The sequence below is a fragment of the Pareuzebyella sediminis genome, assembly GCF_008367235.1.
Taxonomy (GTDB): domain Bacteria; phylum Bacteroidota; class Bacteroidia; order Flavobacteriales; family Flavobacteriaceae; genus Pareuzebyella; species Pareuzebyella sediminis.
In genome coordinates, this window is record NZ_VTZS01000001.1 from 1,003,025 (window position 1) to 1,018,401 (window position 15,377).

17 protein-coding genes are annotated in these 15,377 nt (G+C 39.9%); 3 read left to right on the forward strand and 14 right to left on the reverse strand.

Annotated features, from left to right (window positions below; genetic code table 11):
* Window positions 1–66 precede the first annotated feature (66 nt).
* The 13 genes from F2B13_RS04170 to F2B13_RS04230 all read right to left on the reverse strand — a co-directional run bounded on the left by F2B13_RS04170 (window position 67) and on the right by F2B13_RS04230 (window position 12,744).
* Window positions 67–780, reverse strand: coding sequence for a response regulator transcription factor (locus tag F2B13_RS04170; RefSeq protein ID WP_149276017.1), 714 nt, complete (start codon window positions 778–780; stop codon window positions 67–69).
* Window positions 781–789: 9 nt separating this feature from the next.
* Window positions 790–2,367: a sensor histidine kinase gene (locus F2B13_RS04175; RefSeq protein WP_149276018.1), complete on the reverse strand. Its 1,578-nt coding sequence runs from the start codon at window positions 2,365–2,367 to the stop codon at window positions 790–792.
* Between the two features lie 80 nt (window positions 2,368–2,447).
* Window positions 2,448–3,032 (reverse strand): dephospho-CoA kinase, encoded by a 585-nt coding sequence (gene coaE / locus F2B13_RS04180; protein ID WP_317131635.1) that lies wholly within the window; start codon window positions 3,030–3,032, stop codon window positions 2,448–2,450.
* A complete protein-coding gene (locus F2B13_RS04185; RefSeq protein ID WP_149276020.1) occupies window positions 3,032–4,003 on the reverse strand; it encodes a CdaR family protein in 972 nt (323 codons plus the stop codon). Before F2B13_RS04185 ends, coaE begins: the two co-directional genes overlap by 1 nt.
* Window positions 4,004–4,012: 9 nt before the next feature.
* On the reverse strand, window positions 4,013–5,011 hold the full coding sequence (locus tag F2B13_RS04190; protein ID WP_149276021.1) for a glycosyltransferase: 999 nt from the start codon (window positions 5,009–5,011) through the stop codon (window positions 4,013–4,015).
* A 110-nt stretch (window positions 5,012–5,121) separates the two neighbouring features.
* The gene (locus F2B13_RS04195; protein WP_149276022.1) at window positions 5,122–5,937 is read right to left on the reverse strand and encodes an enoyl-ACP reductase FabI; all 816 of its coding nucleotides are present in this window, start codon (window positions 5,935–5,937) and stop codon (window positions 5,122–5,124) included.
* Between the two features lie 158 nt (window positions 5,938–6,095).
* The gene (gene recN / locus F2B13_RS04200; RefSeq protein ID WP_149276023.1) at window positions 6,096–7,748 is read right to left on the reverse strand and encodes a DNA repair protein RecN; all 1,653 of its coding nucleotides are present in this window, start codon (window positions 7,746–7,748) and stop codon (window positions 6,096–6,098) included.
* Between the two features lie 56 nt (window positions 7,749–7,804).
* Window positions 7,805–8,692 carry a type IX secretion system protein PorD gene (gene porD / locus F2B13_RS04205; RefSeq protein ID WP_149276024.1) on the reverse strand — a complete coding sequence of 296 codons (888 nt, stop codon included), beginning with the start codon at window positions 8,690–8,692 and terminating at the stop codon, window positions 7,805–7,807.
* Window positions 8,685–9,890 (reverse strand): bifunctional phosphopantothenoylcysteine decarboxylase/phosphopantothenate--cysteine ligase CoaBC, encoded by a 1,206-nt coding sequence (coaBC, locus tag F2B13_RS04210; protein WP_149276025.1) that lies wholly within the window; start codon window positions 9,888–9,890, stop codon window positions 8,685–8,687. The genes porD and coaBC overlap by 8 nt, the downstream gene beginning before the upstream one ends.
* Before the next feature lie 6 nt (window positions 9,891–9,896).
* A complete protein-coding gene (locus F2B13_RS04215; RefSeq protein WP_149276026.1) occupies window positions 9,897–10,223 on the reverse strand; it encodes a DNA-directed RNA polymerase subunit omega in 327 nt (108 codons plus the stop codon).
* Between the two features lie 17 nt (window positions 10,224–10,240).
* Window positions 10,241–11,065: an outer membrane protein assembly factor BamD gene (locus F2B13_RS04220; protein ID WP_232623004.1), complete on the reverse strand. Its 825-nt coding sequence runs from the start codon at window positions 11,063–11,065 to the stop codon at window positions 10,241–10,243.
* A gap of 257 nt (window positions 11,066–11,322) precedes the next feature.
* Window positions 11,323–12,213 carry a 4-hydroxy-tetrahydrodipicolinate synthase gene (gene dapA / locus F2B13_RS04225; protein ID WP_149276028.1) on the reverse strand — a complete coding sequence of 297 codons (891 nt, stop codon included), beginning with the start codon at window positions 12,211–12,213 and terminating at the stop codon, window positions 11,323–11,325.
* On the reverse strand, window positions 12,214–12,744 hold the full coding sequence (locus tag F2B13_RS04230) for a DUF6913 domain-containing protein (RefSeq protein ID WP_149303322.1): 531 nt from the start codon (window positions 12,742–12,744) through the stop codon (window positions 12,214–12,216).
* 99 nt (window positions 12,745–12,843) lie between these two features.
* Between F2B13_RS04230 and F2B13_RS04235 the strand changes: the two genes are divergently transcribed.
* The 3 genes from F2B13_RS04235 (at window position 12,844) to F2B13_RS04245 (ending at window position 15,054) form a co-directional block, all read left to right on the forward strand.
* A complete protein-coding gene (locus F2B13_RS04235; RefSeq protein WP_149303324.1) occupies window positions 12,844–13,608 on the forward strand; it encodes a 5'-nucleotidase C-terminal domain-containing protein in 765 nt (254 codons plus the stop codon).
* A gap of 69 nt (window positions 13,609–13,677) precedes the next feature.
* Window positions 13,678–14,589: a metallophosphatase gene (locus F2B13_RS04240; protein WP_149276031.1), complete on the forward strand. Its 912-nt coding sequence runs from the start codon at window positions 13,678–13,680 to the stop codon at window positions 14,587–14,589.
* Window positions 14,590–14,604: 15 nt separating this feature from the next.
* Window positions 14,605–15,054 (forward strand): GNAT family N-acetyltransferase, encoded by a 450-nt coding sequence (locus F2B13_RS04245; RefSeq protein ID WP_149303326.1) that lies wholly within the window; start codon window positions 14,605–14,607, stop codon window positions 15,052–15,054.
* 15 nt (window positions 15,055–15,069) lie between these two features.
* Here F2B13_RS04245 and F2B13_RS04250 read toward each other — a convergent pair whose 3' ends face one another.
* Entirely contained in the window at window positions 15,070–15,363 is a 294-nt protein-coding gene (locus F2B13_RS04250) for a hypothetical protein (protein WP_149303328.1), read from the reverse strand.
* Window positions 15,364–15,377: the final 14 nt, after the last annotated feature.

Here is a 15,377-nt window from a genome sequence, read left to right on the forward strand (position 1 = left end):
TCTTAAATAAAAAAGCCCAACTGTGTCTCACATTTGGGCTTTTTAGTATGACGAAAATTTAAATGTCTATTTTTCTTCTTCCTTAACTACCAAACGAAAGCCTTCTCCATGTATATTGAGTATCTCTACGGTATCATCGCGCTTTAGATATTTCCTTAATTTGGCAATATAAACATCCATGCTTCTTGAGGTAAAGTAATTATCATCTCTCCAAATCTTGGTCAATGCCAATTCACGAGGCATCAAATCATTTTCGTGAAGGGCCAATAAACGTAATAGCTCATTTTCCTTTGGCGAAAGTTTAATGGCCTCCTCCTCTTTATACTTTAGAAAACGGAGCTTTGAATTAAGATGGAAATTTCCAATTTTAAATTCGAATTTTTTACTATCTGCCAATGTATTAGAAGCTTTTCTTTGAAGAATAGCTTTTAATTTCATCAGCAAGACTTCCGAATCGAAAGGTTTATTGAGATAATCATCAGCACCAGCCTTATACCCTTTGAGAACATCTTCTTTCATTGTTTTGGCGGTGAGAAATACGATGGGTACATTCTCATTTTTTTCACGAATTTCCTTCGCCAAGGTAAAGCCGTCCTTATAGGGCATCATAACATCTAAAATACAGATGTCATAATTATCTTTTTTAAACTTCTCGAACCCCTCCATGCCATTTTTAGCCAAGGTTACATCGAACTCGTTCATCGATAAATAATCTTTAAGAACGATTCCGAAATTGGGGTCGTCTTCGACCAATAGTATTTTCTTATTTATTGTTTCCATAACTTTGAGTTAGATTAAAGGCAATTTTATGTAGAAAGTGCTTCCTTTTCCTTTTTCACTTTCAGCATATACCTCTCCTTGATGATCATCTATAATTTTTTTAACATAGGCCAGTCCGAGACCGTGACCTTTAACGTTGTGCAAATCTCCCGTGTGTTCTCGATAAAATTTTTCGAAAACTTTTTTCAAAACTGCTTTACTCATTCCCGCACCCTGATCTTGTATTTTCACAATGATATGATTCTTTGCTACCTCTGTATAAACATCGATTCGCGGTGCATCTGGGGAATATTTTATGGCGTTATCGAGAATATTAACGATAACGTTGGTGAAATGCATTTCGTTAGCGAGAACTTCAGTGCTTTGCGCCGCCAAATGTGATTTAATATATCCCCCTCGATCAGCGACAATAAGTTCGACATGGGCGATCGCATCTTGAACAATATCGTGAACATCAACCCTATCTTTGCTGATATCCAATTGGTTCTTTTCCAACTTGGATATTCTTAATACATTTTCAACTTGGGCATGCATTCTTTTATTCTCGTCCCGAATCATTCCAAGATATCTTTCAACCATTTCGTGGTTGCCGATAACTTTTGGATTTCGAATCGCCTCCACCGCCAAATTGATGGTGGCAATGGGGGTCTTGAACTCATGCGTCATATTATTTATAAAATCAGATTTTATCTCTGAAATCTGTTTTTGCCGAATCAACTGATATATGGCTCCGGAATACGAAGCGACAATAACCAATATAAAGAGAAGCGACAAGAAAGCCATCCCCATGATGGTACTCATCAAAAAGCGCTTCTTCTTAGGGAAATTGATCAACAATGAAAAATTCGTATTGCCCTCACTATCCCTAAAAATAGGCGCGCTATACGGTGTACTTTCGGTTAATTTAAATTTTTTTGACTTAACCTTGGTGGGAATACCCCTACTGTATATTCCATATTCATAATCAATATCTAGTCCACGATCCTCAAGCTCACGATTTAGCAACAATTCGATTTCCTGCTTTGAAACCCTTTTGTGTATAGGAACTTTTTTGGCATACTCCATGAACATATCATCGAACGCCGCCTTTTCCATCGCCGTAAGTCCACCAATCTTTTCAATGATCTTTTTAGGGGATAATTCATAACTCTTACCATCAATCCCCAAATTCGAACCAAAAATCGCACTAGTGCGTTTACTGGTGTAATTTGTAATGGTTGTGTCATTGCCATTGCCTCCGTCAAAAAAAGTCGAGGCGACATCATAATTTTCTTCTAGAATTCCATGGGAATAAAGACGAAACTCGTTTGAATTCAAATCTCCTTCAATAAAGAAGATATTCTTCAAGCTTGTACTTTTAGGACCTTCAATACTATCGATAGAACTCAAATAACGTTCGGAATAATCGTTCCGTTCGCGACTTTCAATTTTATCGGTTACTTCTTTCAATACATCAATGACCACGTTTGAAAATTGTTCTTCCTTGTCCTCTACCGACCGTTTGATCCAAAAGCTTTGTACAAAGATGATTCCGATCAAGGAGAGGCTCATCAGTATGACCAAAAGAACAAACAACCTCCTATTCATTATTATAAAATTAAAGATTTAACACTAGCAAATGGTACGTTTAACCTAACCTTAACAAAAAGGTTAAAATCCCTAAAGCACTAACTACTAGCAAGCAACGACTGATGAACTTTCAATACTTCTGAACGTGTTCGTGCCAAATCCAAGTTCCTTATCACGTAATCCGAACCTTTAATTTTTTCTGAATCTTTCCACTGGTTTTGTATACGCTCTAGCACAGATTTTTTTGAAATATTTTCATTTCGTTTCATAATTCGTTCTATACGTATATCTCTGGGCGCAGTCACTAAAATTATCCGATCGTAAAACTCTTGGGAACCAATTTCGAATATAATAGCCGTCTCCTGAATGACATAGGGTGATTTTTGTTTTTCGGCCCACCTCAAAAAATGTTTTCTTACAGCTGGGTGAACAATGGCATTCATTTTCTTCAAGAGCGATTCATTTGCGAAAATACGCTCCGAAATGTATGCCCTGTCCAATTCACCCTCTGGGTAGGCTAGTTCTCCCAGAAGCCGCACGATTGCATTTCTGACCTTCCTTGAGGTTCCCATTAATTTTTTCGCTTCCTCATCGGAATTATACACCGGAACGCCCAGTTCTTCGAACATTGTGCCCACGGTGGTTTTACCGCTCCCTATTCCCCCGGTTAAGCCAACGATCATCACTCCTTCTTAATTACATATTCTACTTCGTCTTCCAAAAGTGTCGTGCTATGAAGACCTTCTGGTTGCTTGACTAGGCTTAGTTTCAATTCTTTGGAGCTGGGATCCTTTATGGACTCATAATCTCCTACCACTTGAAAATCGGATTCCTCGAGTTCTTGCAAACGTTTAATTTTTGCCTTGCATAAAACCGAGGCCATTTCAGGAAAGGTCTTTATTTCTGCCCCAGCGGGAAAATTTACTGTCGTTATGGGCACTTTGAAGACTTTTTCGGAAAAACGGGCAATCTTCGCTTTGAGATTAACTCCATTTTCTGAGAAAGTGGTATGCTCAAGTTTTTCTGGTCTTACGATGTCTACGTCTCTGGAAAAATCAGCATCCAAATCGGGAAGTCTTATGCCCTTTGTTCTTACCCAATCAATTGTATCGATTTCTTTTTTGGGACCCGTTAATAGAATACTATCCGGCGTCACTTTTATACCTCCCTCCATCAAATAGTTTTGTGCCAAATTAATGACCACCTTGGGCTTCACGGGAACTTTCTTCGACATCACCGGAAGCATTTCAAAAAACAAAGTATCCTCATCCATTTCCAACAAGACCATCGACCTGGGCAATTGACTCTCAATCTGTTGCCGATACGACGCTACAGGTGCAAAAAATGAAGAATCATTTTTGCTTAATTGAGACAAATCGATATTCACGCGCTTATTCATAAAATTGAATCGCAAGAACTGAAATCCTCCTGCCTTCAATTTAACACCCACTTTATTCTTTGAGGCGCTTTCATACAGGTACCCATCAGGTACGTTCATAAAATTAAGATCGAATACAGCATCTCCGGTGTAAGACCTCGATAAATTATTTATAAACCAAATGAGTGCCGAACAAAATAAGAACACCAAAAAGACCTTCACTTTTCGCTTTTTAAGTCCGTTCTTGATTTTTTGTAATATAAGCTCGAGTGCCATAAAATAGGTCTAGAAAAATAATTCAGGAAATAATTCCTGTGGTTTCTTTTTGCTAAAGGTAATTAAGATGGTCGATTTTAAAAAGCCAAAACCATATCCTACAAATTGAACTACCACGGCTACCAACGATAAAAAAGCTACGGTCAAACTTCGATTCTTTAGAAGTGAATCGACAAAAATGAGGCCAAAGTATATAAAAAATAAGAACAAAGGTAAATATAGCCCTACCCCCCATAAAATCAATGAAACTAGAAACGCTATGCAAAAAAAGGTCGGAAACCAGTAGGTCACTTTAGCCGTGCCAGGATGCCAAAGATTCAAAATAGGCCTTACCATACCGAACTTTTTCACTTGCACGTAAAATTTCTGCCAATTGATTCTTCGTTTATGGTACACAAATGCCTCTGGAATCTTTCTACTATCAAAACCGCTATTCCAAATACGAAAGGTAAAATCAGGATCCTCACCGGGGTGTATATTGCCAAACCCACCTATTTTATCAAATATAGTTCTCGAAATCCCCATATTAAAACTTCGTGGTTGGAACCTGCCCATCGACCTTTTATTACCGCGTATGCCCCCCGTTGTCAAAACCGAGGTCATAGAATAATTTATAGCTTTCTGCTCTACACTAAAGGATTCATGGGCCGCATCAGGACCTCCATAGCAATGCACATATTGTGCTTTCAGGGTATTGTACACCGTATTCAGGTAATGAGGTGGCAAAATACAGTCAGAATCCAATATGATAAAATAATTACCCTTGGCACGCTGCATGCCATAATTTCTTGTATCCCCGGGACCAGTGTTCTTTTTAGTATAATAAGAAATAGATAGGCTATTGGAGAATTGTTTCACCACATCTTCTGAAGATATAGTTGAGCCGTCTTCAACGATAACAACCTCGAAAGGGCCTGGATAGTTTTGTACCGCAATACTCTTTAAAAGCTCCTCTATTTCATTGGGCCTATTATAGACAGGAATAATGAAAGAAAAGTAGAGATTCATCTCAATCTTAAGAGTTTAAGTGATGCACATAACCCTTCACGATTACCATGCCTATATTATCGGCTTATACGCGCCAAGAGATTTTTACGAAGTGTAACTTCATCAACGGCCTACTGCTCCGTGAATTTTTCAATAACCTCTTGACTAACACCTGTACTGGAGAACCCCCCGTCGTGGAAAAGATTCTGCATCGTAACCTTACGTGTTAGATCGGAGAATAGCGTTATTGTGTAATCGGCACAATCCAATGCTGAAGCATTCCCTAACGGAGACATTTTTTCAGCATAACTAATAAAACCATCAAACCCTTTAACACCTTGCCCCGCAGTAGTAGGGGTCGGAGATTGTGAAATGGTATTGACACGGACTTTGTTTTTTTTGCCAAAGAAATACCCAAAACTACGGGCAACGGACTCTAAATAGGCCTTATTATCGGCCATATCGTTGTAATCGGGAAAAACCCTTTGTGCCGCCATGTAAGTTAGTGCCACGATACTGCCCCATTCTTGCATAGCGTCCGCTTTATGTAGGCTTTGCATTACTTTGTGAAAAGAAAGTGCAGAGACATCCCACCCTTTTGTTGTAAAATCATATTTTTCGTCGGTATAGGCCCTTCCCTTTCTAACGTTCACCGACATTCCGATTGCATGTAAGACAAAATCAATCTTACCTCCTAGCAGTTCCAATGATTTAGCAACCAAATTATCCAAGTCTTCTTCACTGGTAGCATCGGCAGGAATAATCTGAGACCCCGTTTTTTTTGCCAATTCATTAATCTGGCCCAAGCGCATAGCGACAGGTGCATTGGTCAGCACGAAGGTACCACCTTCTTCGTGGACACGCTCGGCGGTTTTCCAAGCGATAGAATTCTCATCTAGAGCCCCAAAAATAATTCCTTTTTTTCCTTTCAATAAGTTGTAAGCCATATTTACGGTATCAATTTTATTAGTTGCGGTGTGGTCAAAGATATTTAAAAAAGTTGGCAGACAACAGAAAAAATCCGACCAAGAAGTACGCCTTACACATTTGTAAAATACCTAATACAAAATATTAGGAGTTAATGCCGGTCCACAACTAAGGAGAATCAATTCAAGAGCTGCTTAGCATGGGCAATGGCGGAATCGGATAGCTGTTTACCTCCTAGCATTTCCGCAAGTTCAATAATACGTTCGTTTTCATCGAGTTTCTTCATTTGCGTCTTTGTAACGGCATCAGCTTCGACCTTGAACACTTTATAATGGTGATTACCTTTAGAGGCTACTTGAGGTAAATGGGTTATTGAAAAAACTTGCATATTTTTGCTCATCGCTTGCATGATATCTCCCATACTGTTAGATATTTCCCCCGAAACCCCAGTATCGATCTCATCGAACATCATGGTCGGTAAATTTTCATACTCAGCCAGTATGGCTTTTATAACTAGCATAATTCGAGACAATTCCCCACCCGAAGCCGTTTTTTTCAATTCTCCGAAATCGGCGCCCTTGTTCGCCGAAAACAAAAATGTCAAATCATCCTTCCCATTGGTCTTGAACACGTTGGCCTGCTGTACTTCAATCTTAAAACTAGCACTCGGCATTCCCAAAGAACCCAAGCTTTTGGATAGTTGCTCTTTTAAACGCGGTAGTACATTTCGTCTTTTGACATGAATAGTATTTGCAACATCTTCCATGGCGTTTTTCACTACCTCCACCGCTTTCCTTTTTTCCACTATTGCACTGTCAAGACTTTCTGTCTCCGCTATCTTTTCGTCAAGTTCGTTTCTAATCGCCAAAAGCTCCGAAACAGTAGCCACACCATGCTTTTTTTGAAGATCATAAATACGTTGTAACTTGCCGTTGACATCTTCCAACAATTGGGGGTTCGCCTCTGTATTTTCATGAAAGGATTGCAATTCTGTCGCTATGTCGTCTACCTCGATTACCACTGATTGAATACGCTCGTTCAAATCAGCATATAGACCTCCAAAACCAGATAGTTTATTAGACACTTGCTTCAACTGTGCCAATAAGTTGGAAACACCTATTTGCTCATCATTAAGCAATTGAAACCCTTGAGACAAAAGTTCCATAATATTTTCGATATTGCTCAATTGCTCATACTGTTCTTCTAGTTCTTGTTGAATACCTTCCTTTAAAGGAGCTTCTTCTAGTTCTTTGAGCAGAAAAAGGTTATAATCATGCTCCTTAATTTCATCGCGCTGGCGATCAATAAGCACAGTCAATTCCTTCTCGATTTTACCATAATCACTGAAAAGGTGTCTATAATTCTCTAGTAATTGCCTATTCCCGGCCAACGCATCGATTACCATGAATTGAAAATCATTATCGGCAAGCCGTAAAGTCTGGTGTTGCGAATGCACGTCTATAAGCCTATCGCCCAATTCAGCAAGTACGGTAAGGTTTACCGGAGAATCGTTTATGAAAGCTCTTGATTTACCGCTGGGATGAATTTCTCTTCTAATTATGGTATGGCCTTCGTAATCAAGGTCGTTTTTTTCAAAGAAAGATTGCAAATCGTACTTACCTATTTCGAATTCAGCTTCAATGATACATTTTTCAGACTTATCTCTCAATGACGACAGATCTGCCCGTTTTCCCAGCACCAATGATAATCCTCCTAGAAGAATGGATTTACCCGCCCCGGTTTCCCCAGTAATACACGTAAAACCTTCAGAGAAGGTCACGTTCAGGTCATCGATCAAGGCATAATTTTTAATGGTAAGATGTACGAGCACGGCTTAAAATTCTGTTCAGACCGTAAAGATAATCGATAATTATATACTAGGGGATATTAGTATGTAATGGCATTCCAGGTGCTTGAATACAGGGGTGCTATTCGGTTCAAAGTTTCCTTTAACTTGACCACATCGACCTTCGGACCATCTGAAAAGATATTTTGAATCTCCTCTGATTTTGCATCGAAGAACGTTTGAATCAAAAAAGCATTGGGTCTTCTGTTCATCATTGTCTCAAAAAGCTTCATCGTCCCTGAAATGACTTGCTTTCCGGTGCTATTATTGTCCGCTAAAATATCAAGACCTTTTCTATGATAATTATACATGGCAATACGGTATTCGCGATAGGTATTTGAAAGAAGGTTATCAACAAGTTCGAAGCGACTCCTGTCGCTATTTTGATCCCAGCCTGAGTAATTGGTTGCTTGTGCCTGAGTGGTTATCTGCTGTGCCTTTCTGAAATACTCTGTTCCACCTTCCAGTGAAAAGGTATCGGCATCGAGGCCCAAAATAATATAAACGTAATAAGAAACTACACTGACAAGATTTGATTCAAATACATTTTCGTTGAAGACCAAGGGTTGAAACTCTACATATTCGAAGTTCAGCTGATTGTCTTTATAGTTGAAAACAGGTGTCTCATAGGAGGTGTTGAATACTGGGCGAGATGATTGTATTTGTATATTTCCCTCGAATCGATTGGACTCGTACTTGGTAATCGTGATAAACATTTGAGCGTTCACCCGTTCGTTTTCCTTATATGTGCGATTCGTCCATTTATTCTTATTCACAAAATCGTTGAGAGATCTTTCGAGGGTCTTGAAAATTTGTTGATTGGTTTGGGAGACCTGATCGGCATTGACCGTTACTACACAGTTCATTTCTTGGGACCACACCGAAAGCGCAAAAAACAATGTAGCTATTACAATTATAAAGTTACGCATGGTATTTCTTCAAAATTTCGTCAAAAATGTCTTTGGCAACATCGGCCTTCGCCTTTAATTCAAACGCCTTTATTTTTAAATTCTTATCTATGAAAGTGATTTTATTGGTCGCTTTTCCAAAACCGGCACCCTCATCATTGAGCGAATTTAAAATTATAGCATCAAGATTCTTCTTCTTGAGTTTACCTTTTGCATTTTCCAACTCGTTTTCGGTTTCCAAGGCAAAGCCTACCAAATATTGTTTTGTCTTTTGTTCGCCTAGAGACATTAAGATATCCAAGGTCTTAACCAGTTCAATAGAGATGGCCGATTCCTTTTTCTTAATTTTATTGGATGCTACCGATTTGGGTCGGTAGTCGGCCACCGCTGCAGCACATATAACGATATCCATATCTATATAATACCGATGTACGGCCTCGTACATTTGTTGGGCCGAAACCACCTTTTCGATTTTAAACGCCGCATGTTCAAGTACAATGGATGTAGGGCCCGAAATTAGAACAACCTCACCTCCCAGCGCCGAAGCCCTTTTTGCCAGTTCGTATCCCATTTGCCCCGAAGCATGGTTTCCGATATATCGAACCGGGTCAATAGCCTCATACGTGGGGCCGGCGGTGACCAATATTTTTATTCCGCTCAAGGGTAGCCCTTGGGAAAGGTAATTTACTATGAAATCCACAATTTCCTCAGGTTCGGCCATTCGCCCTTCCCCATGCAACCCACTGGCAAGTTCTCCTGAAGCTACGGGTATCATCACATTTCCGAAAGATTGTAGTCTTTTAAAGGAACTGCGTGTCGAGGGATGTCGATACATGTCCAAATCCATCGCCGGGGCGAAAAAAACCTTGCATTTCGCAGAAAGATAGGTCGCCAATAAAAGGTTGTCACAGGTGCCATTGGCCATTTTAGAGAGCGTATTGGCCGTAGCCGGTGCCAATACCATAATATCGGCCCAAAGTGCTAGGTCGACATGATTGTTCCAATCTGTGGTATTTTCTTCATGCCGTGCAAAATCATGAAGAACGGGATTCTTAGAAAGTGTAGCTAGTGTGAGGGGCGAAACAAAAGAACTGGCGCTTTCAGTCATAATAACTTTGACCGTAGCACCAGCTTTTATAAATAATCGAACAAGAAAAGTCGTTTTATAAGCTGCAATTCCTCCGGTAACTCCTAAAAGGATATTCTTGCCGCTCAACATACTTTTCTACTTATCTTTCTCTGTATTTCTATAGTAGATCTTGTCTTCCAACCACTCCTCTACAGCCAATGCATGGGGTTTTGGTAACTTTTCATAAAATTTGGAGACCTCGATTTGTTCTTTATTCTCGAACACTTCTTCAAGACTATCGCTGTAAGTAGCGAACTCTTCTAGTTTTTCTAGGAGCTCCTTTTTGATTTCCGAGTTGATTTGCACGGCCCTTTTGGCTGCTATGGATATCGCTTCATATATGTTATCCGTTTTTTCGTCAAATTCATTTCGGTTAACGGTTGTCGTAGAAACGGGAGCTTGTGAATTTTTAAGATCGTTCATATTCATGATTACACTAATTATTTTGCTTCTTTTTCTTGGATAAAATCTTGTAATTCTAGATTAACTTTTTGAATAAGTTCATCTGCCTCTTCGGTATATTTTGTATCTGGAAATTGCTTTTTTAACGCGTTATAGTCAGCCATTGCGTCTTTCAAGCGCTCTTGTTGTACTCTTTCACGACTATTAAGCGCGAACTGTGTGGCCGATTCGAACCTATAGTACATGGCATCTTCGCGGTATATCGACCCTGGATAATCTGAAATAAAGTTATCGAAGGCAGCTACCGCCGGGGTCAAGAAAGTGAAATCGAATTCCCCAAGCTTGTTGAACTGCTTGGCAATTTCGTAAGCTTTACGTTCCTTTTTTGTGGTCAATTCTTGGGCCATAATGTTGGCTTCTTCAAAATATTCAGAATCCGGATAGGCATTGATAAAATTCTGAAGTTTTGCCAAGGCCTTATCGGTATCGGTCTGATCAAGCGAATATTTAGGCGACAATTCAAAATAACTCTTCGCTCCATTGAAAGAGGCCTCTGCCACCTTTTCACTTTTAGGGTATGATTTTACAAAGCGTTCGAACTGATACCCCGCCATATTGTAATCCCTTCTTTTGAAATAGGTGTCGGCCAGAAAAAACTGAACACGTTCCCCTTGAGGTTTACCTACATATTTAGGGGCTATCTGCTCGAACAACCTGTTCGATCTCTTGAAATCACCTTCTTCATAATATTTCTGGGCCAATTCGTACTTGGCCTTAACGTCCTCGTTTTTCAGCACCTTTTGATACTCACTACAGGACTGAAACACAACGGCTAACAGAAGCAGGCTAAAGTATGTACGCATTTTAAAAAACATTTTGCAAAATTACGGATTACTTGCGGATTTAAAAAACAAAATAATAGGAACTAAAATACCATCAAAAAGCGCGCTATCTAGGCTTTTGGGTAAGATTTAACACTTCCAAATATAATACTCACACTTTAAACCGATTCCTTTGCTATGGATAACCGTCACTTTAACGTCTCCATTTCAACAAGATAGACGCCGAAATAGTACAACTTTAAAATTCGATAAATAGTATATGTTGAAGTGTTCGGCAACTATACTCCGACCTTGACAAACGGCTTAATAAAGTTAGTTATTTGTTTTTTCAAAGTAGGTGTTGCTTCTACCAAGGGAAGCCTCACCGAAGCGTATGAAAGGTTCAAAGCTTCAAAAAGCGCCTTTATCCCTGCCGGATTCCCTTCCCTGAAAATCAAGTCCATACCTTCTAGCAATGCATAGTGATTTTGATAGGCCACATCGACATCCCTGTCAAGACCAGCTCGGATCATTTCAGAGAATTCCGCGGGCAACCCTTGACCCAATACGGAGATTACTCCTGAGCCACCGGCTAAAACTGTGGGAAGCGCAGTTGCGTCATCCCCCGAAATAATCAGAAAATCTTTTGGACATTTTTTAAGAAGTTCATGTACTTGCAACAAGCTACCCGCGGCCTCTTTTATGCCAACAATGTTTTCAACTTCTGTAGCCAATCTTACCACGGTATCGGGCAGCATATTGCTACCTGTTCTACCAGGAACATTATATAGTATAATAGGTTTCGGGGAAACATTCGCTATCGCCTCAAAATGACGAAAAATACCTTCTTGGGTCGGTCTGTTATAATAGGGGGATACCGAAAGGACCGCGTCAAAATTGGTCAAGTCTAAACTTTGTAAATCATCGATGACGGCCGCCGTGTTATTTCCACCGATTCCTACTACTAAAGGTAAGCGGCCTGCATTGGCTATTGTTACGGTATCAATTATGGTTTGCTTTTCAGCTTTAGTTAGCGTGGCTGTCTCACCCGTAGTTCCAAGGACCACGAGGTAATCTACCCCGCCCTCAATACAATAATCAACAATACGGTGCAAGGCATCGATATCCAGAGATAAATCTTCCTTAAAAGGCGTAATCAAAGCCACTCCCGTACCTTTTAATTTTTCCATTTATATTTCGTTTAAGACCCCAAGATATTTTTTTAACTCTGTTTTGAACGTATCAAAATCGTTCAAGGGGCAATCCAAAATTAAATCATTGTAGACCTGGTCTACACCTTTAAAACCAACCCTAAACCGGGCTCGTGTCTTGATACTCATCAACTGAATCAACAAATTCTCCTCCGTATAATAATTTACCAAGAGATCATATTCACGGCTCAAAAATTCGAGTGCATAACTATTCTCAATCTTCCCGTTCCAGCCCAAATCCTTGTCGGAAAAAACCGGTGTGGAATACGGCGAATTTTTGTCGTAATGGCCCTTATAACCAATAATTTTCACGGCATTGGGCCTCATATTGTAATCTTCAACAAAATCATAAAATAAGTTGGCATCATCAAATTTATCAAGGTCAACTATACAGCCTATGGATGTGATACCCTTCTCTCGCTCTACAACCGGAGGGTCCTTGGCAAGCTCCTGCTTTAAAAATTTAACACCCGATTGATACTTGAACTTATCTTTTATTCCCTTGATCATGTATTTTTACAATTTTAAACCACTCCTGAAATAAAGGAACTGGGTTTTACAAATGTAAAGAATATCACCTCATATTTAAATGCTAAGATAAAACGATTTATGGGTTTAAAAATAAAACATTTTGTTATATTTATAACTATTATAAGCGGTGGCTCATGTCGCCACAACTCGACCCATCTATCGCAAATAACAAGTTCCCAAACCAGAATAGACTCGTCGCTGAGGGCTTCCGGGGCTTTTGACGAATTTATAGCTCCTTATCGTAGCAGGTTGAATGAAGTTTTGGACAGCACCCTGGCCTATGCGCCACAAACCATCACCAAAGAAGACGGACAATTCAACACTTCGGCGGGAAACCTAATTGCCGATATCATCTTCTCGGAAGCAAACCCTATTTTTAAATCCCGTACCGGGAAAGATATCGATTTTGTGCTTTTAAATCATGGGGGTATTCGTTCTATTATTTCTAAAGGTAATGTATCGACCCGAACCGCCTTCGAAGTTATGCCTTTTGAAAATTCAATCGTGGTTGTGGCCCTGGATGGCCATGTCATTTCAGAAATGGTCGATTTTCTAAGGGATTCGGGCCAGGCCCATCCGGTTTCCGGTATTCAGATTATATTGAACAGTGACAACATCCTTAACTCGTTTATGATTCAAGGAAAACCCTTGGATTTGACCCGAACTTATAATGTAGCGACATCAAATTATTTGGTTACTGGAGGAGACAATATGACTTTTTTCAAAAAAGCCAAAAGCATTATGGACACCGACTATTTTATTCGGAACGCCATTATTGATTACTTTAAGAAAGTCGACACGCTTTCGACGGTTGTCGATGATCGGTTTATTAAGCTCCATTAAGATGTAGGATCAATTATATTCGGTTGACCCCTCTTACGTTCGGATCAACACTTCGTTTAAATTAAAAATATGAAAAGAAGAGCTTTTCTAAAAAACACATCGGTCTCAGGAGCATACATCGGTCTAGGGGGTATTTTTATAGAGTCTTGTGCGGCCGAACAAAGACAAGTGACCATATTACACACTAACGACGTACATAGCCATATCGACCCTTTCCCCAGTAATCATTCCGAATATCCCAACTTAGGGGGGGTGGCTAGAAGAGCGTCGCTCATCGAAACTATCAGAAAGGAAAACCCTAATACACTTTTATTCGATGCTGGTGATATTTTTCAGGGAACACCTTACTTCAACTTTTACGGGGGCGAGCTGGAATTTAAATTAATGAGCATGCTTAAATATGACGCAGTGACTATTGGCAACCATGACTTTGACAATGGTATTGAAGGTCTTTTTGCTCAAATTCCAAATGCTGAATTTGCTATGCTCTCGGCCAATTACGATTTCAGCAATACCTTAATGGACGGCCAAGTTGCCCCTTACAAGACTTACACTCTTGACGGCATTAAAATTGGAGTGTACGGACTTGGCATCAAACTTGACGGGTTGGTGACCAAAAAACTGTTTAAGGAGACGAAATATCTAGACCCCTACGAGATGGCACAAGATACCGAACGCATTTTAAAGGAAAATGAAGCATGTGACCTTATAATTTGCCTATCACATATCGGGTACGATTACCAAACAGAAGATAGGCCTAGCGACTTGAAACTTGCGGCCTTATTGAATTTTACGCATCTTATTATTGGGGGACATACCCACACCTTTCTTGACAAACCAACCATTGTTCAAAACAGAAAAGGTTTGAAGACCCTCGTTAACCAGGTCGGCTGTTATGGGGTTAATCTTGGCCGTATCGACTTTTATTTCGATAATCGAAATACCTCTCCCCAAGCTAAAGGAATTTCAATTTCGGTCTAATCGAATGTAACGGCCATGATTACGATTCACCGTACCAATACTCAAAACGAAGCTTTTATCAACCTGGTAGTCCAACTTGACCATGAACTTGCCCAAAGGGATGGTGGGCAACATGAATTTTATAATCAGTTCAACAGTATATCTGATATTCGCTATGCCGTGATGGCCTATAGGAACAAGGAACCTGTCGGATGCGGGGCTTTAAAAGAATTCAATGTTGATAGCATGGAATTGAAACGAATGTTCGTGCTACCAGAGGCCCGTGGCTACGGAGTAGCCTCAAAAATCATAAAATTTTTAGAAAGGTGGGCTAGAGCATTGGGTTATAAAAATTGTGTTCTGGAAACAGGTAAGAGGCAACCGGAGGCCATAGCCCTGTATACGAAGAACGGATACAAGGTGATTCCAAACTACGGGCAATACAAAGGTGTGGAAAATAGCATTTGCTTCTCAAAAAGCCTTTAAAAATTTGCAAAGGCCTTAAGCAAGCAAGTACTCCGTGATTTCTCTACGTTCTTCAGCCAAAGTATTTGTAGGGTATTTACGATTGGCCTGGCGATACCAATATCCGGCATTAAACTTATCGCCTTCTTGGCGATGCAGATGGGCATGTATCCAGCTACCTATAGTGGTATGTAGGTCTTGAGCAATGTCGTGAGAGCGTTCCCAATTACCCTTCTCTGCGTGCCACATGGCCTTCAAAGGCTCCGACCAATGCTCTTCGGGTCTATCATTTTCTAAACTTTTGACAAAATTGGAATAGGAATCCAGCATCCTTTTAATTTTAA